At 42.9% G+C, this 23,164-nt stretch carries 24 protein-coding genes; 5 read left to right on the forward strand and 19 right to left on the reverse strand.

Translation table 11 applies throughout. From position 1 onward, the window contains the following. Nucleotides 1-91: 91 nt before the first annotated feature. From PS3_RS06885 to nagA, 8 genes are all read right to left on the reverse strand, one after another. Nucleotides 92-1,483, reverse strand: coding sequence for a flavocytochrome c (locus PS3_RS06885; protein WP_007122478.1), 1,392 nt, complete (start codon nucleotides 1,481-1,483; stop codon nucleotides 92-94). A 12-nt stretch (nucleotides 1,484-1,495) separates the two neighbouring features. Then, nucleotides 1,496-2,884, reverse strand: a complete 1,389-nt coding sequence (locus PS3_RS06890; protein WP_007122479.1) for a class II fumarate hydratase — start codon at nucleotides 2,882-2,884, stop codon at nucleotides 1,496-1,498. Nucleotides 2,885-3,144: 260 nt separating this feature from the next. Further along, nucleotides 3,145-3,729: a peptidylprolyl isomerase gene (locus tag PS3_RS06895; protein ID WP_007122480.1), complete on the reverse strand. Its 585-nt coding sequence runs from the start codon at nucleotides 3,727-3,729 to the stop codon at nucleotides 3,145-3,147. 75 nt (nucleotides 3,730-3,804) lie between these two features. Beyond that, nucleotides 3,805-5,112 (reverse strand): MFS transporter, encoded by a 1,308-nt coding sequence (locus PS3_RS06900; protein ID WP_007122481.1) that lies wholly within the window; start codon nucleotides 5,110-5,112, stop codon nucleotides 3,805-3,807. An 11-nt stretch (nucleotides 5,113-5,123) separates the two neighbouring features. Then, nucleotides 5,124-6,029: an isocitrate lyase/PEP mutase family protein gene (locus PS3_RS06905; protein ID WP_040468523.1), complete on the reverse strand. Its 906-nt coding sequence runs from the start codon at nucleotides 6,027-6,029 to the stop codon at nucleotides 5,124-5,126. Nucleotides 6,030-6,041: 12 nt separating this feature from the next. Then, complete coding sequence (locus PS3_RS09930) at nucleotides 6,042-6,623, reverse strand: isocitrate lyase/phosphoenolpyruvate mutase family protein (protein WP_050950882.1); 582 nt, start codon at nucleotides 6,621-6,623, stop codon at nucleotides 6,042-6,044. Between the two features lie 332 nt (nucleotides 6,624-6,955). Then, entirely contained in the window at nucleotides 6,956-8,899 is a 1,944-nt protein-coding gene (locus PS3_RS06915; protein ID WP_007122482.1) for a sucrose-specific PTS transporter subunit IIBC, read from the reverse strand. Nucleotides 8,900-8,997: 98 nt separating this feature from the next. Then, entirely contained in the window at nucleotides 8,998-10,131 is a 1,134-nt protein-coding gene (gene nagA, locus PS3_RS06920; protein ID WP_007122483.1) for an N-acetylglucosamine-6-phosphate deacetylase, read from the reverse strand. Between the two features lie 129 nt (nucleotides 10,132-10,260). On the opposite strand from nagA, the gene PS3_RS06925 reads away from it, so the two are divergent. Further along, a complete protein-coding gene (locus tag PS3_RS06925) occupies nucleotides 10,261-11,736 on the forward strand; it encodes a sucrose-6-phosphate hydrolase (protein ID WP_007122484.1) in 1,476 nt (491 codons plus the stop codon). A gap of 21 nt (nucleotides 11,737-11,757) precedes the next feature. Here PS3_RS06925 and PS3_RS10810 read toward each other — a convergent pair whose 3' ends face one another. Next, nucleotides 11,758-11,892 carry a hypothetical protein gene (locus PS3_RS10810; RefSeq protein ID WP_268869370.1) on the reverse strand — a complete coding sequence of 45 codons (135 nt, stop codon included), beginning with the start codon at nucleotides 11,890-11,892 and terminating at the stop codon, nucleotides 11,758-11,760. 109 nt (nucleotides 11,893-12,001) lie between these two features. Here PS3_RS10810 and PS3_RS09935 point away from each other — a divergent pair, with 109 nt between their 5' ends. Both PS3_RS09935 and PS3_RS09940 read left to right on the forward strand, forming a co-directional pair. Continuing rightward, on the forward strand, nucleotides 12,002-12,670 hold the full coding sequence (locus tag PS3_RS09935) for a serine hydrolase (protein WP_050950883.1): 669 nt from the start codon (nucleotides 12,002-12,004) through the stop codon (nucleotides 12,668-12,670). A gap of 28 nt (nucleotides 12,671-12,698) precedes the next feature. Then, nucleotides 12,699-12,953 (forward strand): hypothetical protein, encoded by a 255-nt coding sequence (locus PS3_RS09940; protein ID WP_050950884.1) that lies wholly within the window; start codon nucleotides 12,699-12,701, stop codon nucleotides 12,951-12,953. A gap of 61 nt (nucleotides 12,954-13,014) precedes the next feature. On the opposite strand, the gene PS3_RS06935 is transcribed toward PS3_RS09940, so the two are convergent. The 5 genes from PS3_RS06935 to PS3_RS06955 all read right to left on the reverse strand — a co-directional run bounded on the left by PS3_RS06935 (nucleotide 13,015) and on the right by PS3_RS06955 (nucleotide 16,224). Continuing rightward, nucleotides 13,015-13,680 (reverse strand): Lreu_0056 family protein, encoded by a 666-nt coding sequence (locus tag PS3_RS06935; RefSeq protein ID WP_081478417.1) that lies wholly within the window; start codon nucleotides 13,678-13,680, stop codon nucleotides 13,015-13,017. A gap of 152 nt (nucleotides 13,681-13,832) precedes the next feature. Then, nucleotides 13,833-14,324, reverse strand: a complete 492-nt coding sequence (locus tag PS3_RS06940; RefSeq protein ID WP_040468525.1) for a hypothetical protein — start codon at nucleotides 14,322-14,324, stop codon at nucleotides 13,833-13,835. Between the two features lie 10 nt (nucleotides 14,325-14,334). Next, complete coding sequence (locus PS3_RS06945) at nucleotides 14,335-14,910, reverse strand: phosphatase PAP2 family protein (RefSeq protein WP_007122485.1); 576 nt, start codon at nucleotides 14,908-14,910, stop codon at nucleotides 14,335-14,337. Nucleotides 14,911-14,983: 73 nt separating this feature from the next. Further along, nucleotides 14,984-15,472 carry an S-ribosylhomocysteine lyase gene (locus tag PS3_RS06950; protein WP_007122486.1) on the reverse strand — a complete coding sequence of 163 codons (489 nt, stop codon included), beginning with the start codon at nucleotides 15,470-15,472 and terminating at the stop codon, nucleotides 14,984-14,986. 47 nt (nucleotides 15,473-15,519) lie between these two features. After that, nucleotides 15,520-16,224 (reverse strand): YjjG family noncanonical pyrimidine nucleotidase, encoded by a 705-nt coding sequence (locus PS3_RS06955; protein WP_050950885.1) that lies wholly within the window; start codon nucleotides 16,222-16,224, stop codon nucleotides 15,520-15,522. Nucleotides 16,225-16,340: 116 nt separating this feature from the next. On the opposite strand from PS3_RS06955, the gene PS3_RS06960 reads away from it, so the two are divergent. Continuing rightward, complete coding sequence (locus PS3_RS06960; RefSeq protein ID WP_007122488.1) at nucleotides 16,341-16,862, forward strand: GNAT family N-acetyltransferase; 522 nt, start codon at nucleotides 16,341-16,343, stop codon at nucleotides 16,860-16,862. Nucleotides 16,863-16,903: 41 nt separating this feature from the next. Here the strand turns inward: PS3_RS06960 and rlmB are convergent, their stop codons facing one another. The 3 genes from rlmB to cysS are packed head-to-tail and all read right to left on the reverse strand — an operon-like array spanning nucleotide 16,904 to nucleotide 19,478. After that, nucleotides 16,904-17,659: a 23S rRNA (guanosine(2251)-2'-O)-methyltransferase RlmB gene (gene rlmB / locus PS3_RS06965; RefSeq protein WP_007122489.1), complete on the reverse strand. Its 756-nt coding sequence runs from the start codon at nucleotides 17,657-17,659 to the stop codon at nucleotides 16,904-16,906. After that, nucleotides 17,649-18,065, reverse strand: coding sequence for a Mini-ribonuclease 3 (locus tag PS3_RS06970; protein ID WP_007122490.1), 417 nt, complete (start codon nucleotides 18,063-18,065; stop codon nucleotides 17,649-17,651). Before PS3_RS06970 ends, rlmB begins: the two co-directional genes overlap by 11 nt. A 3-nt stretch (nucleotides 18,066-18,068) precedes the next feature. Further along, nucleotides 18,069-19,478: a cysteine--tRNA ligase gene (cysS, locus tag PS3_RS06975; protein WP_007122491.1), complete on the reverse strand. Its 1,410-nt coding sequence runs from the start codon at nucleotides 19,476-19,478 to the stop codon at nucleotides 18,069-18,071. Between the two features lie 374 nt (nucleotides 19,479-19,852). Between cysS and PS3_RS06980 the strand changes: the two genes are divergently transcribed. Further along, the gene (locus PS3_RS06980; RefSeq protein ID WP_040468528.1) at nucleotides 19,853-20,167 is read left to right on the forward strand and encodes a hypothetical protein; all 315 of its coding nucleotides are present in this window, start codon (nucleotides 19,853-19,855) and stop codon (nucleotides 20,165-20,167) included. 43 nt (nucleotides 20,168-20,210) lie between these two features. Here the strand turns inward: PS3_RS06980 and gltX are convergent, their stop codons facing one another. Together gltX and radA are read right to left on the reverse strand one after the other, a co-directional pair. Beyond that, on the reverse strand, nucleotides 20,211-21,710 hold the full coding sequence (gene gltX, locus PS3_RS06985) for a glutamate--tRNA ligase (protein WP_007122492.1): 1,500 nt from the start codon (nucleotides 21,708-21,710) through the stop codon (nucleotides 20,211-20,213). A 74-nt stretch (nucleotides 21,711-21,784) separates the two neighbouring features. After that, the gene (gene radA, locus PS3_RS06990) at nucleotides 21,785-23,158 is read right to left on the reverse strand and encodes a DNA repair protein RadA (RefSeq protein WP_007122493.1); all 1,374 of its coding nucleotides are present in this window, start codon (nucleotides 23,156-23,158) and stop codon (nucleotides 21,785-21,787) included. Between the last annotated feature and the right edge of the window lie 6 nt (nucleotides 23,159-23,164).

Below are 23,164 nucleotides of genomic sequence, written 5' to 3' on the forward strand. Positions count from 1 at the left end.
ATTTGAAACTTTATTCACAAAGATCATACCACAAATCTCTATTTTGTTTTAATTATTTAAAAATTCTAACTGTATTTTTAATATTTTTAAATTATTGTTGACTGTTCCATAGGGCTACTTGCTGTCCAGCTTGACGCCCAAAGATAATCGTTTCGGCGATAGAATTACCACCAACCCGATTATTCCCATGCAAGCCTCCAGCAACTTCACCAGCAGCATATAATCCTTCAATTACGTCCCCGTTTCCATCCAACACATGGGTTTTGGAGTCAATGTGAAGGCCCCCCATGGTGTAATGAATGGCTGGCGCAATATGAATGGCAAAGAAGCCTGGTTGAGAAATGTCTCGTTCCATCCCCGTAGTCCGACCAAATTGCTCATCATTTTGATCCTGAACAGCTTGATTCCAATCACGAACGGTTTGCTTTAAGACTGTTGGGTCCATCTTTAAGGTCTGTGCTAAGTCTTCGATCGTGTCACCGTGCTCTACCAGACCAGTTTTATCATAAAACTCAATGGCTTTAACCCGATCACGAATTCCTTGATCAAAGATTAAATAGGCACTATGTTCTGGCAAGGCCGTGATCGCATTTGAAACGATCTTGCGTGTATTTAACTCATTAACAAAACGTTGTCCTTGCGCATTTACTAGAATCGCTCCTTCACCCCGCACCGCTTCACCAATTAAATATACGTGTGGATGATCTTGTTGGACAGTTGGATGCACTTGAATTAGATCCATTTGCATTAATTCCGCCCCAACCTCTTCGGCTAATTCAAGGCCATCACCAGTGGCACCGGGTTGGTTAGTCGTCTTGTAATCAATCAAATCCGGCCGGTAACGTTTCATATAGGCTTTTGAGGCCCCAAACCCACCTGTGGCAAGAATAACGGCTTTGGCCTTAACCTCTTGACTATGACCATCTAAGGAAAGCTTAATTCCATTAACGCGCCCCGTTGCATCTTGCAATAATTGATCCACTTTGGTCTCATTAAATACTGGAATATTTTGTTGCGCCGCAACGTTTAATAAGCTCTTCACTAAGAAGCCACCAATTGGCGCCATGCTAGCTGGCCGGTGCGTCCGCTTTTTAGACATTCCACCAGTTACCGTAATATCATCCAGTTTAATCCCATGATCGGCCAACCAACTGATTGCCGGAGCTGAATGATAGACAAAGTAGCCTAGCATATCCTTATCATTGAGCTTTCCGCCGTCTTTATAAGTTTCGCGATAGAAGTCCGCCACATTATCAATCACCCCATGATGTAATTGAACGTTGGTTTCCGCCGCGTTCATCCCTGATGAAGCCCGATTAGTGTTACCACCTAATTCGACATTTTTTTCAAAAACGGCAACGTCTAAGCCTAATTCATGCGCCTGGATGGCAGCAGTCAACCCAGTTCCTCCTGAACCGACAATCACGGCATCATAGGTCGCTTTAATTTGGTCATGGGGAGTTGTTTGAAATTCACTTGCCATGTCTTTTACCTCTTAGTTTTCCCGATCAATGTTGGTCATTTTCGTGTAGTCCATCCATTCATCATATTGTGCTTCGGTTACCTTTCCTGATTTTAGAGCTGCCTCTCGTAAGGTGGTACCTTCTCGGTCAGCTGTTTGTGCAATCACAGCACTATCGTGATAACCAATATGTGGTGAAAGAGCGGTAACCGTCATTAAGGAGTTATCCAACAGTTCAGCCATCCGTTCTTCATTAACTGTTAAGCCATGAATCATCTTGTCAGCAAAGCCAGTCATTGTCCCGGCCAATAGATCAGCTGATTCTAAGAAAGCATCAATTAATACCGGCTTGTAGACATTCATTTCAAAATTACCTTGCGATGACGACATCGAAACCACGACATCATTACCAAAAACCCGCATAGCAGCCATGGTAACGGCTTCGGCTTGGGTTGGATTCACCTTCCCCGGCATAATTGATGAACCTGGTTCATTGGCCGGAATATTTAATTCGCCATAACCGGCCCGTGGACCAGAAGCTAAGAAGCGAATGTCTTGAGCAATCTTGAAAACATCAGCTGCTAAGGTCTTAATAGCCCCATGCACCACGTTCAAGCCAGAATGATGAGCCAAGCCATAGAATTTATTGGATTTAGCAGTGAATTCGTGACCATAAACTGCTGAAACCTTCTCGGCAATCTTTTCGGGCATGCCAGGAGCAGCGTTTAAGCCGGTCCCCACGGCCGTTCCCCCAATTGCTAATTCTAATAAAGTTGGACGTAAATTCTCTAAATAAGTTAAGTCATGTTCTAAAGCTGAGACGTAGCCTGAAACTTCTTGACCAAAGGTTAATGGCGTGGCATCTTGTAAGTGCGTCCGCCCTACCTTAACTGTCCGCCAGTATTGATCTTGCTTTACCTTCAACTCATCAATTAAATGTTGGGTAGCTTTTTCAAGCTTTGCGACTGCATCCACCGCTGCCATATTCATAGCAGTTGGGAAGGTATCATTCGAGCTTTGTCCCATGTTAACGTGGTCATTCGGTAAGATTTCAACATCCGGATTTAATTCATGGGCCTTATGAGCAACGACTTCATTCGTGTTCATATTGGTTTGCGTCCCCGAACCCGTTTGATAAACCTTTAACGGGAAGTCCTTACGTAATTCTTCATCATCTAAAGCCAATAAACTATCGATTGCTTCAATGATTAAGTTACCCCGTACTTCGTCAATTTGAGCTAGTTCCAAATTAGCCTGAGCCGCTGCCTTCTTAATGTTAAGCAAGGCGCGAATTACTGGCAGAGGCATGTATTGGCCGGTTGGGAAATTATGCCGACTCCGTTCCGTTTGGGGCCCCCATAGTGCATCTGCTGGGATCTTAACTGGACCTAAAGTATCTTCTTCAGTACGATATTCAACCATGATAAACCTCCAATGGTTTTTACTTTGTGAAACATTACACATCTATGTGCTTATAATAGCTTGTATTAAATAATATTGTCAAAAGCTAACAAAAGTTATTGATTCACTTATAGTGAAGCTAGACTTAACTGTCACTAGTGACTTTAACGAATAGTTAATTCATCTTTTCACAATCTTATTCTGATAAGTTAAAATATTTTTTCTTGCTGATATAAAAAACGGATGATTAATCAAAATGATTCACCATCCGTTAATTTTATTTAGTTGATCTCAATCGTTTCCATTACGACATCTTCAACGGGTTTATCAGCATAATCACGTTGAACTTGGCTAATCTTTACGGCCACATCCATCCCATCAATTACCTGTCCAAACACCGTGTGCCGATGATCAAGCCAAGGGGTCCCCCCTTGTTGGTATTGGATAACTACTTCTTCTGGGTAGCCAGCATTGCGCATTTGATCGATCATCGATGCAGGCATCTCAGTACTCGTAACGATAAAAAATTGACTACCATTGGTATTCGGCCCGGCATTAGCCATCGAAAGTGCCCCATTAAAGTTGAATAATTCATTGGAAAATTCATCTTCAAAAGCTGCTCCATAAATGCTTTCGCCCCCTGTACCAGTCCCGGTTGGGTCACCACCTTGAATCATAAATTCTGGAATCACCCGATGGAAAATTACACCATCATAGTAGCCTTGTTGGGCTAGTTCGACAAAATTCTTCACCGTCTTGGGTGCTTGATCAGGGAATAATTGAACTGTGATGTCCCCTTGATTAGTCTTGATGGTTGCTTTTGGACCATTGGCCGCTTCTAATGATAACTGTGGAAATTCACTCATTAATCTTACCTCTTTATTTATGATGATTTAATCATATCAAAGGAGCGGGCCTTAATTCCAGTTATTCGATTAAATCTAACGAATGTAGCGCTGTTTAGTCTCTGGTCCAAAGGCAAAGGTAACGATTGAAGCGATAATCGCTAAGATGGCAATACTATAAAAAATGTAAGAAGTTGCAAAATTCGTCATCAACCAAACAATAAAGTAGGGCATCAAAACATTCATCAATTTCCCAGCCCCAGCTGCATACCCTTCACCGCGGAACCGATATTTAGTCGGGAAGAGTTCTGGAACGTAAACTGACAGGATACTTGCATTCATCGCGTACATCGCCATCGTCAAGCAAAAGCCAATCATCATTACGGCTACATCCGATTTTTGGTAGGTATAAATAATTCCGAGAATGGCAATGACCAAGAAACCAATGCCGATCGTCCATTTCCGACCAGCCCGATCAACGACACTCGCTCCGACCAATGCTCCTAATGGGGCCCCGATCATCATAACTGTGGAGTACATCAAGGAATGGAAGATATCAACCCCTTCTTTAACCAGGATTGTTGGCACCCAACTGGTAAAGGTGTATTGGCAAACGGTTGTCGCCATGGCCACAATAATCCCAACAATAAAAGCCCGCTTTAAACCAACTTTAATCGTCGTAGACTGTTGACCTTTGTTCTCATGCTCTTCGATGGGGTCGTAGTAACCATTAATCGACATTGCTTGAATAATCTTTTCCGCCTCTTCGGTTCGACCTTTGGAAATCAACCACCGTGGTGATTCCGGAAAATTATGACGCCGAACAGCCCAAAGAATCAGAGCAGCAATTCCAATAATGAAGAAGAGTGGTCGCCAGCCAAAATCAGGAATGATCAACATACAAAGGAGAAAGCCAAGGGGGGAACCAATATTACCAATCACGGAGATCGCACCACTCCACCGTCCCCGGTGTTTAGTGGGTGCAAATTCATTAATGGTCGCAAAGGCGGTCACAATTTCCGCCCCCAAACCGATCGTCGCAATAAATCGTAAAATCGACAGAATCGCAATATTGGGAGCAAAGCCGCCTAATAATGTAGCAGCTCCAAAAATAAAGAGATTTGCCTGGTAGGCTTTGCGGCGACCAAAATAGTCCCCAAAGTAACCAGCAATAATTGAGCCAATAAAGAGGCCCAGAAAACCTGCCGACAAAAAGGTTGAACCTTGGGCTTCGGTCGCAAATTTGGAGGTAATCATGGCTGTATTAGTCGAACTAGCCATATAGACATCGGCCGCATCAATCATTAATCCTAAACCCACCAAGGTAAATACCTTATAAAAAGTGGGACTTTCTTTAGCATTATTCAAGCGAGTTATGGTTATTTGTTCAGCACTTAGATCCATCGTTCTCTACCTCATTTCTCAAATATCTTGGCCATGCTTTCTTTTGAATAATTTTGTTCCAATTGATTTAAGCCTGGTAAGTTCACGAAATTATTGAAGTCATTAAATTGCACCATGTGCTCCCGGGCATGCTCCGTCTTACCAGTTTGATATAGTTCAGTCATCAATTCCCGATCCGCATAAGTATCAGCATAAGTTAAGGCATTCGGGTGAACTACTAAGGCGTAGCCCATCGCTTCCAGTTCTTGAATGGTACAAAGGGGGGTATCACCATCTTCAATCATGTTCGCCATCAGCGGTACGTCCGGAAAGGCATCAACAACTTGACGTAACTCATCTTTACTTTGCGGTGCTTCCACAAAGACCATGTCCGCTCCAGCTTCATGGTAAGCTTTGCTCCGCGCAATTGCTTCTTCAAGTCCATAGACCTGGCGGGCATCGGTCCGGGACATGATTAAAAAGTCATCATTTTGGCGTGCCTCAACCGCGGCCTTGATTTTAGCAACTAATTCTTCGGTTGGAACGACGCTCTTACCAGCCATGTGACCACAGCGCTTGGGCCAAACCTGATCTTCGATGAATAAACCGGCAGCGCCAGCCTGTTCAAATTCCCGCACGGTCCGTTTTACATTTTCAATGTCACCATAGCCAGTATCAGCATCAGCGAAAACGGGCACATCAACTGCGGCAATAATGCGGCGCAATTGATCTAAGACCTGACCATAATCCAAGATGCCGCGATCTGGTTGCCCTAATAAATCAGCGCTGGCCGCATAACCAGCCATAAAGATGGCATCAAACCCAACCGACACGGCGACCTTGGCCGCTAAGACATCCGGGACGACCACCATATTTAAAATTTTGGGATCATCAATTAATTGCTTGAAAGTTTGTCGTTCTTTTTCGAATGTTCGCATGATCTTACCTCGCTATTCAAAGTGATATTGACCGGCCTGGTCACCATTCATTGTGGCAATCTTAATGGAGCTCGTAATTTTATTGATAGCATCCGTCGGTATCCGGTTAAATATTGCTCCAGCAATCCCTAATTGCTCCGCCATTTGAAAACGTTCCATCAATCCTGCCTCACCATATTCTTCAAAGCAGTCGAACTTCGCCCAAATTTCACTACTGGCGGCCTGGTGGGCATCGATTGCCGCCTTAATCCGACCAGCAAAATCATATTTATCAGCAGCCTTGGGCTGGTTAGTAGATGAAGGAAAAATTTGATCATTGATGGTAATAATGTCCGCCCCATAATACTCAAATTCCTTGACGGTAAAGTAAGTATTCAGGGGATTTCCAAATCCTGATTGTCCATCAGCGATCATCGGCTGGTTAGTCTGTTGGCGCAGATAGCCAAAAAACTTAATATATTCTGATCCCGAAATTAAACCTTCATTTGGTGACCCTAAAAATTGTTGCGTAAAATCCGTTGGGTCGACATAGTAAATTTCAGCATGTGGCTCCACATCTTTAGCAGCATGAAATTTTTTGATAATTTTTGTCATCGTCACTACTCACTTTCTTTTTGCAAAATAAAAACGCCTCGTTCAATTGAACAAGACGCTTGAGAATTTATTCGTCGTCGTCTTGTTCGTTATCAACACAAACAGGACTCGACATAAAATGTAGAGTCCACTCATGATAATAATAAGACGACGACAACAGTCGCAGATGTTTGAGCTAATTTGGTAACTTTCGTCATGAGTCGAACTCCTTTCTTTGATTGGTGAGTATTATATACAGAATTAAATTATAAAATCAAGAGAAAAATTAAAAATAAATTAAAAAGCATTTGCTCAACTTTCTTTAAAAGTCAATCAAATGCTTCAATTATTAACTATTTTGCTGCGGTAAATAAGTCATCGCCATGCGTAACTTCGCCATCCGCATCCCGTGAAACCGTTTGGTAGTTAGCGGTGTTGGTTAAAATAACCATCACCGTAGTGTCATAACCAGCCGCCTTCACAGCCTCAAGATCAATCGTCCCGAGCTTATCACCCTTCTTAACGGTTTGACCTTGCTCGACGAAACTTTCCATGTGTTGACCTTCTAAGTTAACCGTGTCAATCCCAGCATGGATTAAAATTTCGGCCCCGTTGTCAGCGGTAATTCCATAAGCATGCTTGGTAGCATATGCGACTGATAAAGTCCCATCAGCTGGAGCATAAATCGTCCCATCACTTGGTACTACGGCAGCCCCATCCCCCATCATCTTTTGGGAGAAGACTTCGTCGTTAACTTGAGAAAGATCTTCCACTTGTCCAGAAACTGGGCTGGCAATTGTCACAACATCGGCTCCAGCACTTGGAGCTGTTGTCGTGGTTTCTTCAGCTGCAGCTACCGTAGCGGCATTATCATCCGCACCGGCAACCACATCACCATCAACTAATTGCATATGTGATTTTCCGTAAAGGTAAGTAATGATAAAGGCAATCGCAAAACTAATTAATTCACAGATTAAGTAGAATGGAATGGACTTTGGATAGATCGAAATGAAACCAATGAAACCGGCTGAACCCATGGAAGCCGCAATAACGTGGAATAATCCAGCTAAAGTTGAAGCTACACATGATCCAACTAAGGCACAGAAGAATGGGAACCGCAACTTCAAGTTAACCCCGAAGATAGCTGGTTCAGTAATCCCAAGTAAAGCGGAAACCGCTGAAGAACTCGAAAGTCCCTTCATCTTGGAATCTTTGGTTAAGAAGTAAACCGCTGTGGTAGCAGCCCCTTGCGCAACGTTAGCCATGGAAGCCACCACGAAGATAAAGTCACCCGAACCTTTACCGTTAGCAAAGGCTGATACCAATTGTGTTTCAATAGCTGGGAAACTTTGGTGTAACCCGGTCAAAACAATTGGCGAGTATACCGCCCCAAAGATACCAGTTCCGACAAATCCTAAGGTGTTGTATACCCAGACAATCCCATCCGTCAGCCAGTTAGAAAGTTCCCGCATGACTGGTCCGACAATGATAAAGGTCAAGAAACCAGTTAACAGCACTGATAGCAGTGGCGTAAAGGTAAAGTCCACGGCCGATGGTAAGTGCTTGTGGAACCACTTTTCAAAGACTGACAATAGCCAAACTGCGGCTAATGCTGGAATAACTTGGCTGGTGTATGCCGCATATGAAACGTGCAAACCAAATAAATTCCAGTAAGCAATTCCCTTAATGGCATCTGGATTGGTAGCGGTGATGGTCATCATCATTCCGACAAAGGCCCCTAAGTACTGGTTAGCCCCAAACCGCTTAGCCGCCGATACCCCAACCAAAATTGGCAGGAAGGTATATGGCGCCGCCGACATGACCGAAATCATGGAGGAAATCCCCTTCAAAGCTGGGTACATCTGAATGATCGATTCAGAACCAAACTTCGAAGTAAAGACGTTGTTTAAAGCCATTAACAAACCACCGGCAACCAAGGCTGGAATAATCGGGACGAAAATGTCCGATAAGAGTTTGATAAAGGCCATCACTGGGTTAAACTTTTGGTTCTTAGCTGCGATTTGCTTTAAATCATCGGTTGAAACTTCTTTTAATCCAGTTTCCTTAATTAAATAATCGTAGACGTTGTTAACATCACCAGGTCCGATGATGATTTGGAACTGACCGTTGGTACTGAAAGTCCCTTTAACTCCATCATTGGCATCCAAGGCTTTTTGATCCACCTTGGACTCATCTTTTAATACTAACCGCAACCGTGTAGCACAGTGAGCAGCGGCAACCATATTATCTTTACCGACCGCTTTTACCACATCAGCAGCAACTTGCTTATGGTCCATAATACATTCTCCTTACTATTTTACGCATGTAAGCGTTTTATCTGTGTACTATTATTGCCGATAAACGAAAAAAAGTCAACCGGATAACATATTTTATGTTAAACAAGTTGACCATAGCTATAGGTAGCTGCTAATTCTAATTCCGCACTTAACAAATTAAAGTCAGCGTCACGACCAGATTCTAAAATACCCTTTTGGGGTAGATTGAATTCTCGTGCTTGATTTACTGAGGCCATCTGAACCGCCTCGTTAATCGAACAACCCGTGAAAGTAATGATATTTTTGAAGGCTTGCTTAAAAAGTAGAACTGATCCGGCCAAATTACCACTTTCTAAGCGGGCCTGACCCTCTTTAACAATTACCTTTTGGCCCCCTAATTCAGATTCACCATCAGGCAATCCTTTGGCTCGCATGGCATCCGTCACCAACTCCAGTCGTTTAGCTCCCATCACTAAGTAGGCTAATTTAACCATCTCAGGCACAACGTGAAAACCATCAGCAATGATTTCTCCCGTAATCTGATTATTTAAAAAGGCATATCCGGTTACGCCAGGTTGACGATGATGTAGCCCCCGTTGGGCATTATATAAATGGGTAACATGACTAGCTTGAGAATTTTGCATCTGCTCGTAAGTTGCGTCCGTATGCCCAGCCGATGCAATGACTCCATCTTCAAGACACGCCTTTTCTAGTTTACGCGCCTGCGGCATTTCCGGGGCGTAAGTAATAATTTTAACCATCCCATTCGCCAGTCTTTGCCACTGTCTTAACAAGGTTGGATCAGGATTTTTAATAAAGAGAGCCGGTTGCGCACCCTTGTATTTCTCGTTGATGAACGGTCCTTCCAGGTGGATCCCTTGAATGACCGGATTTTTCAAGGCGGCTTGGGTCACGGCCTTCACGGCCCGATCAAAATGATCCACCGATTGAGTGACGGTCGTTGGAAATACCGTGGTTACGCCCTCATTCACTGTCATCTGATGCACCATCCGATCAATTTGATCGGGATCAGCATCCATAGTATCAATCCCGTACCCGCCATGACAATGAATGTCAATAAATCCTGGGACCATGACCTGTCCAGAGGCATCCAAAACTGTCTGGTCATACTCTGATGGTATAAAATCGGTCATCGACCCTACATCAATTACTCGTTGGTTAAAGCGTAGATAGCCATTCGGATATTCCTCTGCTCCCGTGTATATGTGGGCATTTTTAATCACAGTTTGCATTATTGTCCCCTAAAAAATAAATTATATATGTTTTATTGTATCACTATTTACCAACAGACCATTTGCACATCCATTCGTTAAAAAGTAAAATTAAATCATATTTAATGTTTAATTTACTGGAGGATTTTCATGGAATGGACTCGTGAACAGCGCTATCGACCTTATGACCAACATAGCGCTCTAGAACTTCTAAAATTACAGCGCCAAGCTGACAATTCGCCTGAACAATTGAAATATCACATTCGTCCGACATCCGGATTATTAAATGACCCCAACGGTTTCTCCTACTTTAACAAGGAATGGCATGTTTTTTACCAGTCATTTCCTTTTGGAGCCGCCCATGGTTTGAAATCTTGGATGCACATGACATCACCCGATCTAGTTCATTGGCGCAGCCATGGACTTGCTTTGGCTCCTGATACTGAATATGACAGTCATGGGGCTTATTCGGGATCTGCTCGGGTGGTGAATGGACGGCTCTGTCTTATGTACACCGGTAATCACCGCGATGACGATTGGATTCGGACCCCCTACCAACTAGGCGCTTGGATGGACCATAATTATCAAGTCACGAAATTCGACCAACCATTATTCGTCAATCCATCGACCATCACCGAACATTTTCGAGATCCCCAATTACTAGAACACGATGACCGATTCTATGCCATTATCGGTTCTCAAGATGCTGAAAAAAAGCGTGGACACATCGACCTTTGGACCAGTGATCAGCTCGAATACGGCTGGCATGAACTTGGTCACGTTGACCTGGGACAAGATGATCTAGGTTATATGGTTGAATGTCCAAACCTGATCACCGTGGATGGTCGCCAAGTGATGATCTTTTGTCCGCAAGGATTAGATCACCAAGTGGCACCGTACAACAATATCTACCCTGATATGTACTTAACGGCCGAAAGCTTTGATTACGATCACCCAGCTATGATTAACCCAGATGCGCACATGCAAAACCTGGACGATGGTTTTGATGTTTACGCTACGCAGGCCATGAATACGGCAGATGGGAAAGCTTATGCGATCTCATGGGTTGGTTTACCCGATTTAGAATATCCCACGGATAATCAAAACTGGGCTAATTGTATGAGCCAAGTAAAGGAACTCCACTATCATGATGGTCAACTCTATCAAAGTCCGGTCCCAGCTATCCGTGATCTACGGCAGACTGACCAAGCCATAAATATTGACGGACAAGTCGAAACCATCAATCCTGAAGCTGGTCAACAATTTGAATTAAACCTTACCTTACCAGCCGATCAAACCGGTACCCTACATGTAGCTGCTAAGGATGATTTGTCTAAGAGCGTCGCCATTAACTTTGATACGCAAGCTGGGAAATTAACTATTGATCGAGGTCATACCGATCTACCAACGAACCTCGACTACGGAACTAGTCGGACGGTTGATTTACCAGCCCATCAAACCTTAAGCCTTGATATTTTCGTTGATCATTCTCTCCTAGAAGTTTTTATTAATGACGGGGCCAAAGTGATGACCTTACGTTACTTTAACAACCAAGCTAATCAGATGCTCGCTTTTGACCATCCTGTTCAAGCGACTGGAACTTGGTGGCCCTTATCAGATATGTAAAAAGTGAAGAGCGCATGCTCTTCACTTTTTTTGCTGGCGTTGTTGCCATTTTTTACTACCATGGCGAATAAAATCATCCTCACCAGCAAACAGCTGCATGAGCGCCATAAAATTATCCCAGAGGACTCCTTTAAAATGTGTCCAGTTCTTTTTCATGCCCAATCCTCTCACCGGAATTCATTTAAGTTTCAAACTTATTTTACCATTGTCCAAAGATATTCGTGATAAACTATTTTAATAGTCTAAAATGAAGGAAGAAAAAATCTTGCCAAAAAGCCCCTTTGAACGATCTCGGAATTCCGCTCAGGGGAGTGCAACTCCACATCGACTCCCCTATATTATCAGCGGTCTTTTTATTGTCATCGCAGCAATCCTCGCATTTGTATTAACTAATCCATCCTTACCACGCATCTCTTCGACTAGCCAAACAGCATCGAGTACTAGTTCTAGTGCTAAATCGCAGTCTAGTCAAAAGACCACTTCACCGATTACCAATCTAACATTATCAGTTCAATTACATCGTGCTTGGCGATCAGTAGCCAAAGCCAATCCGAATCAACATGTTTCGATCGCCATCTATTCACCTACCACTAAAAATACCTATAGTTACACCAATAGTAAAAACCATAAATTTTATACCGATAGTTCGGTGAAAGTTGATATCTTAGCCGCCGTACTTCACAATCAAAATGGTAAATTAACTGATAGTGAGAAAAGTAGTGCTGAGGCCATGATCGTTAATTCCAATAATGATGCGGCCTCAATGTTTTATGGTAAAAATTATCTCAATCGCACTGGGCTCCAAGAAATGTTTACCGAATTAGGAATGACCAATTCGAAAGCTAGGAAAAACATTTGGAGTTACCACTACTACAGAGGCCGATCAATTACGAGTCCTTCGCCAAATCTTTTACTCATCATCTTATTTAAATGATGATTCCCAAGATTACATTAAGGACCTGATGTACAATGTGGAAGCCGACCAGCGTTGGGGAATCTCTGCTGGTAGTAAATCCTATTACAATAAAAACGGCTGGCTATACTACAATGCCAAAACTAAATGGATCATTAATAGTATTGGTCAGGTCACCCTTTCAAATGGGCAAAACTACGTCATTGCTATCTACACTGATAACAATGCCACGCAAGAAAATGGTGAAAACCTGGTTGAAGATTACGCCCAAGCTACGGCGGATGTGATGAAGAAACTTAACTAAAAGAGTTGCCGATCGGCAACTCTTTTTTACTATTATCTAGTTAACCCTAATTTAGCACTTTTTACTCGGTCTTCAACTTATTAACGTAACCGTTAACCTCATCCTTTTGCGACTGCGTTACATAATAATCTTTTTCCAGTTGAGCTAGGGAAACAATTTTAGTAATACTTTCAACAGCACTCGGATAATATTTATAAGTAACCGTATCGCCATCTAATTTGTAGTACAGATAGCTAGATGCCGTCCCCCCTGCGGTAATATAGCTATAACCTTCGAGGTCACCAGAATCTGAACTCGCTACACCATACGTCATCTCTCCTTGGTTCACCCATTCCTTAAACCAATCTGGGCTATATAGCAAAGCCACTAAAACACCAACCGTCTTGTCATCAACGGCCGTTGTTGTACTTGTACTTGAACTAGATGTTTGACTAGTTTTATCGGAACTAGTTGATGTTTTACTGGTAATACTTGAACTTATCTCAGCGGAGCTGGTATTTTGGCTAACCTTACTGGATCCTTTATTTCCACGAACAAAAAGGATTAATGCTAGTATTACTACAATGACAAGCAGTCCAGTAATCCACCAGAACCTTTTTACTGATTGTCGACCGACATTTATTTTACCAGTCGATTGGAATTTACTTGGATTCACTGCTGCACCACAATGGGTACAAAAAGCATCGCCCTCCGCCAGTTTCGTTCCACATTTCCGACAATATTTCATAATCTTCTTATCCCCAATTTCCCTTTTTTATTGATGATTAAGCCCTAATTAATATACAAAGATATATACCATTGCTATTTTAAACTCCCACATTTTGGGCGTCAATATTGCGAAATTCATTTAAAAAAGGAGTTGCCGATCGGCAACTCCTTTTAGTTGGTCTTCGCTTGATTAGCTTGGCCTTTTAGAGCCATTAAACGTTGTTGAGTTGCCTGAATCGAAGCAACCCGGAGACGGTTAGCCTCTTTTTGCAATGATGTTGCTTGGCCTCCCTGGTAGACGGAAAAATCTCCAATTAAGTGAACGTCGATCAATTCCATTTCGTTCGCCACGTTAAATTGATCCTGAATCAAGTTCACGATGTACTTTAACAAATCATTATAAATCTCCAAGCGGTGAAAGGATGGTGTTGGATGAACATCTGGGGCTTGTTTAAGTTGAAAGCCACAGAATTCTTCAAACTTTTTGATAATGGCAGTTAATTTTTCACCATAGGCCTCCTTAAATTGCGGAATGCCCTGCTGATTAATGGCAACATACTTATCAACTGCCAAAAATTCTAGATTAATCCCTTGGGGGCCATGGGGCATTTGAATATTCCCATAATTTAGTTCGATATGAAATTGGACTAATTGTGCTTCCATCTTGTACCTCTTAAAACTTTAACCATACTAATGTTAATAATTTATCACAGATTAAGAACCATGCTTGGGCAAAACAAAGGGTTCCGATTAAATCTGATAAATGATGTGCTCGCAACACTAACCGTGAGCTGGCCACCAACAGCCACCACAAGACAGCTAGTAAAACGACCCCCCAAGATGGCCAATAAAAAATTAACAGGTTCACTAAAAGCGTTAGTCCTAGGACATGTCCACTGGGAAAGCTAAAATCATCATCATGTGGCAAATGACCCACCGGTCGGGTGCGACTAACTACTTTTTTAGTAATGATCCCAATTACATTGGCAATTCCCAGGACACCTAAAGTCCAGATAGTCAGCAGCCACTGACCCTGTAATAACCACCACAGACTAATGGCAATGATCCATCCTACCGTCAACCAAGGTTGGCCCAAAAAAGCCACTTGATGCCAGAACCGGTGATCTTGTTGATTAGTAACGTGCAAAAAAGCCCATTGGTCAAGCCCTCGCCACCATCCTCGATTAATCCCGATCATCATGGTAAAAAAGCCAACCAATAAAACGACGATCACAACCCATGTTATCATCTGCATTCCTCATTTAATAATAGAACCTCGGAGGCTATCATGATCCTTCGAGGTTCATCATTCATAACTCAGCTTAGTCGACCACGTGCCGCGTGAATGGATCATCACTGATACCTTGAGCTAAGATCGCTTTACTCCATTCCTTGGCGGAGAACAAAGAGTGGTCCCGATAGTTCCCACAACTTTCAATGGTCGTTCCCGGTACATCTGACCATTCAATATCATTAGCAATCGCTGCTAATGATGATTTCAAGGCTTTAGCCACTTCAGTTGTCGAGTGTTCACCCCACATAATTAAGTGGAAACCAGTCCGGCAACCAAATGGTGAACAATCAATCACCCCATCCATCCGGTCACGTAATAAGCCGGCCAGGAGGTGTTCAATCGTGTGCAAACCACCCGTTGGAATGGCTGTTTCGTTTGGTTGGGTCAGCCGTAGATCAAAGTTAGAAATCTTATCGCCCTTTGGTCCTTCTTCCACAGTAATTAATCGCACATAAGGAGCTTTTACTTTCGTATGATCTAATTCAAAACTTTCAACTTCGGTTTCAATTTTTGCCATAATGCATGATCCTTTCTAATTTCAATTCATGTTTCATTATACCGCATTTAAGCATCGCTTTTCGCAATTTTCCGCAGGGTCGCTTGCAGCTGATCATGATTCATGACCTGATACTTCACCGACAGCTCCTTTGGCAATGTTTCTTGATAAATGTTATACCAAAGACTGTCAATCCCAAACTGTTGGGCCCCGGTCAAATCCGAAGCCACTCCATCACCAATCATTAAGGATCCCTGTTTTTGCAGGTGTTGTTGTTCAAACAGGGTCGCAAAAATCTGCGGGTCTGGCTTTTCAATTCCGACCTCACTCGAAATGATAATCGTATTGAAATAGGGTTTAATCCCTGATAATTCTAACCGTTGGGCTTGGGTTAACTTAGCACCATTAGTAATCACATTCATTTCAAAGCCTAATTCCTTAGCGAGCCGTAGCGTTTCCATCGCTCCTGGAAGTAATTGGGCCTGATGAGCTAATAAGTTTAGGTATTCTTGGTCAACTTCGGGGCCGATTTTGATCGCAAATTCCGCCCAAATAAAATCCTTAAAGCGGTTTTGAAAGAGCTGATCTTTAGTGATTTCGCCACGTTCGGTCATCCGCCATAGTCCCTTATTATATTGCAAATATCGTTGCCGCCGATCATCGGGTAACGACCACTGATGACGCCGGAATAATTCCGTAAGTGCTTGGTGTTCCCCAGCATCGAAATCAAATAAGGTATTATCCAAATCAAAAATTAAATTATCATACTTCATATTGGTTGTCCCTTAAAATATTATCAACATTTTATCAAATTTTAAGCCATAACTAATGACCTTCTGCAATGAATCTCTTATAATAGAAAAGCTAAAAAATTCAAGGAGGTCGTCGAATGACGGAAACATATATTAGATTAGCTCAACCAGCTGATTTAGCTACCATCATGGGCATCATCGAGGATGCCCGCCAAACTTTAAAGGCGGCGGGTAGTACCCAGTGGCAGGGTGAATATCCTAATCAATCCACCATCAACGACGATTTAGCAGCGCACCACGCTTGGGTCTTAGTTCATCAAGAACAAGTAGTTGGTTATGCTGCTATGGTTAGCGGACCCGACCCTTCGTATGAAAAAATTGATGGGTCCTGGAAAATCAATGATCAACCTTATGTAGCGATTCACCGGATTGCAGTGGCAAAATCCCATCAAGGAAAACACCTGGTGACGCCATTTATGCAACTCCTCATCCGAGAATCACTGAATGAAGGTATTTTAGATTATCGGATTGATACTGGCCTTAATAATGTCGTCATGCAGCACCTAATCACTAAATTAGGCTTTCAACAACGTGGCTACGTTAAAGTACCAACTGACCTGATCGAACCTCGCCGGGTCGCCTATGAACTCAATCACTAACCGTATTAAGAAAAGGCTCCGTATCGGGGCCTTTTTGATTATCATTTTGCTGAGGGGTGCCGACTATTAAATCCCTGATAAATCAGTAAACTAGCAGCCACACTAGCATTTAAACTTTGGACGTGCCCAATCATCGGGATGGTTAGCATTTCATCACAGGTTTTCTTTAATAACGGTGAGATTCCTTTGCCTTCATTTCCAATAACTAAAGCAACTGGTCCGTTGGCTTGCCACTGCCGGTAATCCGTCCCCTGCATATCAGTCCCAAACAACCAGACTCCCCGTTGTTGGAGTTCCTTGGCTGTTTGTACCAGATTCGTGACTCGGGCCACCGGGACGTGTTCGATTGCCCCAGTGGAAGTCTTGGCTACCACTGCCGTCAAACCAACCGACCGCCGTTTCGGAATAATAATCCCGTGAACCCCGGCAGCATCCGCCGTTCGTAAAATTGACCCTAAATTATGGGGATCCGCCAATTCATCCAAAATCAAAAAGAAAGGTGCTTCTTGATGTGCTTCAGCATTTGCAAAGAGATCATCGATTTGCGCATATTGATAAGCCGCCACCGCCAAAACCACTCCTTGATGATTTTGATGATCCGTCATTTGATCAAGCTTCGCCTTAGGTACGTTAGAAATAATCAATTGACGTTCTTTGGCTAACTGAATGATTTGACCTAAGGCATCGGATTTCAGGCCCTTTTGGATGAAAACCTTATTAACGGCTTGATCGGATTTTAAGGCCGCGACTGCTGGATGACGACCAATAATAAATTCTCCCGTTTGTTCACTTGTCATTTTGTTCTGTCCGTCCTCTTTCCACTTGATGAATACACCAAGAAGCTAATTCTTCAATTCGCTCCGTTTGTTCCGTCACTTTTAAATAACCAAACAAGGCCTCAAACCCCGTTGATTGACGGTAAGTTAAAATCGAAGTATTTTTCGCATGGGTATAACTTTTCGCATTCCGACCGCGTTTATAGTAGGCCCACTCAACTTCCGTTAAGATATCTTCATCCGCCATTAAATCGACTAAAGCCGCTTGAGCCTTGGCTGAAACGTAATGGGTGGCTTTTTTTTGAAGCCGATCCGGTTTACTCATTCCCAAATCTAACAGTCGTTGTCGAATAAACACTTCATACACAGCATCACCGAGATAAGCTAATGCAATCCCATTTAATTGCCGTTGATCAACTGTTGCCATCACTTATTCCTTTCTATACCGAGTCCCTTGTGGCGTATCTTCAATAATAACTCCCCGCGCTTTTAAGGTATCCCGAATTTGATCACTCAGCGCAAAATCTTTAGCAGCCCGCGCGGCGTCCCGTTGCTTGATAAGCGCTTCAATCTCTTGATCTTGCGATTGGGCTTCTAAACTAATTTCAATCCCAAAAACCTGCAAAAGCTTTTTCAACATTACTTGAATTGCCACTAAAGGTTCCCGTTGAACCGCGGCTTGTTCAACATACTGATTGGCAAACTTCATCAATTCATACACGACAGCAATTCCATTAGCGACATTAATATCATCATCCATAACTTCAGTAAACCGATCCCTAAATTGGGCTAACTGACGTTGGACATCGCCATCCGTCCCCGAAGTGGCGTCTTTGAGTCGATATTGCAAATTGTGAAAGGTGTTCCGTAAGTGTTCCAGATTGGCGCGCGCCTCATCGAGATTGGCTTGACTATACTGAATAGGACGTCGATAGTGAGTGGTGGCCATAAAGAAGCGAATTACCTGAGGATCTTCTGCCTTCAAGAGATCATGGACGGTCACAAAGTTGCCCAAAGACTTACTCATCTTTTCATTATCCTGACCGATGGTCACAAAGCCATTATGCATCCAATAATTAACAAATTTTTCACCCGTCGCTGCTTCACTTTGGGCAATTTCATTTTCATGATGCGGGAATTGCAAATCTTGCCCCCCAGCATGAATATCAAAGGTCGGCCCAAAATGATCGGTCGACATAACTGAACATTCGATATGCCATCCCGGACGGCCTTTACCCCACGGTGATTCCCAATTAATTTCTCCTGGTTTAGCGGCTTTCCAGAGGGCAAAATCAAGTGGGTCTTCTTTTTTCGCAACTTCTTCCGGATCAACATGTTCACTGGCACCGGTTTCCAAGTCATCAATGGACTGACCAGACAGCGCTCCATAATTTTTAAAGTGACGAGCACGGTAGTATACGTCACCATCCACGACATAGGCATAACCGTTATCAATTAATTTTTGCACAAAAGTGATGATTTGCGGAATATACTCCGTGGCCCGCGGATGGTCCGTGGCCGGTTCTACATTAAGCGCTGTCGTATCTTCATTAAAGGCTTGAATATATCGATCAGCTAATTGGGGGACCGTAATCCCTTCTTCTTTAGCGGCCTTAATCATCTTATCGTCAACGTCCGTAAAGTTAGACACATATTGAACTTCATACCCGCGAAATTCAAAATAACGGCGAACGGTATCAAAAGCTACAATGCTCCTGGCATTGCCAATATGGATATAGTTGTAGACGGTTGGTCCACAGACGTACATCTTAATTACTCCCGGGGTCATTGGTTGAAAGACTTCTTTTTGACGTGAAAGGGTATTATAAATTTTTAACATCTGTCGACCTCCAAAAATCGTTAATTTTGATAGTTATTATCTTACCACATTCCCAAGATGACGGCTTTATTTCCCTTCAAATTGAAAATTTGATTATTTTTACCTTTTAATCATGAAATCTTCATAAATGATTGATAATATATACGTGTAGTATAAATATACTACAATAACCGAAACCTATTATTTTTCAATTACTCCTCCCAATAGTAACCGAAAAATAAATTTTACGAAATCTCCCCCAAGATATCGTAATACTCCTCGGCAGTGACTTTTGGTCACTGTCTTTTTTTGTAGTTTAATCGAACATACGTTTGTGCAAAATCCTATTTCTCGCTATAATATAGCCAAGACCAACCCGAAAGGTGGAAAGTGTAATGGGACACCAATTAAATTACTATCAGCAACTATTTAATCAACGGGTTACTCAACTCTTTAAGCCAGTGTCAAACACCGTCTATCAAATTGAAGTTAGCTACTATCCTCTTTTTGATTGTTACAACATTGCTTTTACCACTAACAATTTAAAAAAACCGGCGATTAGCACCATCATCGTGATCCAACTCCAACATGCGCGACCTAAAGACTTCCAAAAGCTCTTAAAAATGATTCAAGCCGAATGGCATTTTCAAATTAAAATCATGACCCCCTTGCCGGAGTATAAAAAGAGAGTGGAAAGAAATGCTAATTAACATTCCTTTCCACTCTCATAGCCTATTTCACAGCTTCAACCTCTTAAAGTTGATTATTTTCAATGCGGTCAATCATTGTATCCAGATGTTCTAAGGTCGTCTTTTGACCAAACAATTCAATACTTTCTGGTAGTTCGGGGCCGTGTGATTCATGCGTCACGGCAATCCGAATTGGCATCCAAAGTTGCCGTCCCTTGATCTTCGTTTCTTTTTGAACCGCTTTAATGGCCGCTAATACCGACGTAGCATCCATAAAGTCCATGGCCGCAATCTTATCGCGGAAGGCCTTTAAGACCACCACTGCTGTTTCCGCCTTCATCTCTTCTTTGGCGTCATCATCAATATCCGCTGGGCCATGTACAAACGGCTTCACATAATCAATAATTTCATGCGCATAAGAAATTTCACGCTTAAACAGTTCAACCAGCCGGCGCATCCATTCCATTTGGTATGGATCAGCATGCTTTTCCATCAAGCCGGCTTCAATCAATTGTGGCATGGCCGCATTAAAGACTTCATCCGCCGAAGATAACTTCATGTATTGATTGTTAATCCACCGTAACTTCTTCCGATCAAAGGCCGCCGGAGACTTGCTTAACCGCTTTTCATCATACATCTTAACGAATTCTTTTAAGCTAAAGATTTCATCTTCACCTTCTGGGGACCAACCCAAGAGAACGATAAAGTTAACCAGCGCTTCCGGTAAGTAACCTAAATCACGGTATTGTTCGATAAATTGCAGAATTGATTCATCCCGCTTAGATAATTTCTTCCCCGTTTCCGTATTGATGATCAATGACATATGACCAAACTTAGGTACATCCCAACCCAATGCTTCATAAATCATCATTTGCTTGGGGGTATTGGACACATGATCATCACCACGAAAGACGTGTGTAATCTGCATCAAATGATCATCAACCACAACGGCAAAGTTGTAAGTTGGCATCCCATCCCGCTTTTGAATAACGAAATCTCCACCAACCGAGGATGATTCAAAGGATAAATGGCCCTTCACTAGGTCGTCCCATTCATAGACAGCGTCATTAGGAACGCGGAAACGAATAACCGGTTTGAGACCCTTGGCTTCCGCTGCAGCTTGGGCACTTGCAATTTCATCCGCCGACATCCCAGCGTATTCATACTCATAATGGGGCATTTCATGATTAGCCTTTTGCCGTTCCCGAACCGCCTCTAATTCATCTTCCGTCATGTAAGATTTGTAGGCCAAATCTTGATCTAATAGTTGTTGGATGTATTGGTCATATAAGTCACGCCGTTCCGATTGACGATAAGGGCCAAAGTCGCCCCCCTTATCCGGGCCTTCATCCCAATCTAGCCCCATCCACTTCAGATTATCTAATTGACTCCGTTCACCATCTTCGATATTCCGCTTAGTATCAGTATCTTCAATTCGAATAATGAATTGTCCCTTGTAATGCCGAGCAAACAAATAGTTAAATAATGCTGTCCGTGCATTTCCAATATGTAAATGTCCGGTTGGACTAGGTGCATACCGCACCCGTACTTTATTTTTAGCCAAAACGCATGCCTCTTTCTATCAATTTATATCATGTAATAGTTTAGCGCCCCACCATTGAAAAGAAAAGGGGCTCCTTAAGATAAAGCTAATTTTAAAGCTTCATTAATGGTGGCAACCCCAACCACTTCAATATTGGTCGGTGGTGTCCAATGTTGCAAATTATTTTTCGGGATAAAGACCCGTTTAAAACCCAATTTAGCGGCTTCGGCCACTCGTTGTTCAATCCGACTTACTCGCCGAACTTCCCCCGTCAAACCTAATTCACCAATAAAAGCATCCGTTGGTCGGGTCCCTTTGTCACGATAACTCGAAGCAATACTGATGGCTAGAGCTAGATCAATCGCCGGTTCGTTTAACTTCACGCCCCCAGCCGCTTGTAAATAGGCATCCTGATTTTGTAAGAGTAAATTAGCCCGCTTTTCCAAGACGGCCATGATTAACGAAACCCGATTTCGATCTAAACCTGATGCGGTTCGCTGGGCATTCCCAAATACGGTGGGCGTAATCAAGGCCTGCACCTCTACTAGAATCGGCCGCGTCCCTTCCAAGGAAACAACTACTGCCGATCCGGTAGCATCTTTTAAGCGTTCTTCCAAAAACATCTCCGAGGGATTGGCCACCTCGGTTAATCCCGTATCATGCATTTCAAAGATACCTAATTCATTAGTGGACCCGAACCGATTTTTAACCGACCGTAAAATCCGGTAAGTATGATGAGAGTCCCCCTCAAAATAAAGGACTGTATCAACCATGTGTTCCAAAATTTTAGGACCCGCAATCGTCCCACCCTTGGTCACATGGCCAACCACGAACACGGTAATGTTTTCACCCTTAGCAATCTGCATTAATTGAGCGGTAACGGCTCGAATTTGCGCGACACTCCCAATGGCAGATTCAACCCCTGATGCTTGCATGGTTTGGACCGAATCAATGACCACATATTCGGGTTTCAAATTATCAATCGTAGCGCGAATGCTATCCATATTAGTTTCTGGATAAATATAAAAATTGTCCCCCGAAACTGCGATTCGTTGAGCCCGCATCTTAATTTGATTCGCGCTTTCTTCCCCCGAAATATATAAAACGGGGTGATTTTCCAGGCTGAGCTGTCCAGAAACTTGTAGCAACAGGGTCGATTTCCCAATCCCGGGATCTCCCCCAATCAAAACTAACGAACCTGGTACAATCCCGCCCCCTAGGACCCGATTTAATTCGCGTAATTTAGTTTTAACCCGTGGCGTCTTTTTCGTGTCAATTTCATTAATTTTTTGGGGACGAGCCACAATCCCCGTCAATGTAGTTGTAGCCTTAGTCGCTGCAGCCACACTGGTTTGTTCCACCTCTTCAACTAGGGTGTTCCACTCACCACAATTTGGACAACGCCCTAAAAAGCGGGGCGAGTTATAACCACAGTTCTGGCAAACATAATGCACTTTTGCTTTCGCCATACTTGA

This window comes from Limosilactobacillus gastricus PS3, assembly GCF_000247775.1.
GTDB lineage: Bacteria > Bacillota > Bacilli > Lactobacillales > Lactobacillaceae > Limosilactobacillus > Limosilactobacillus gastricus_A.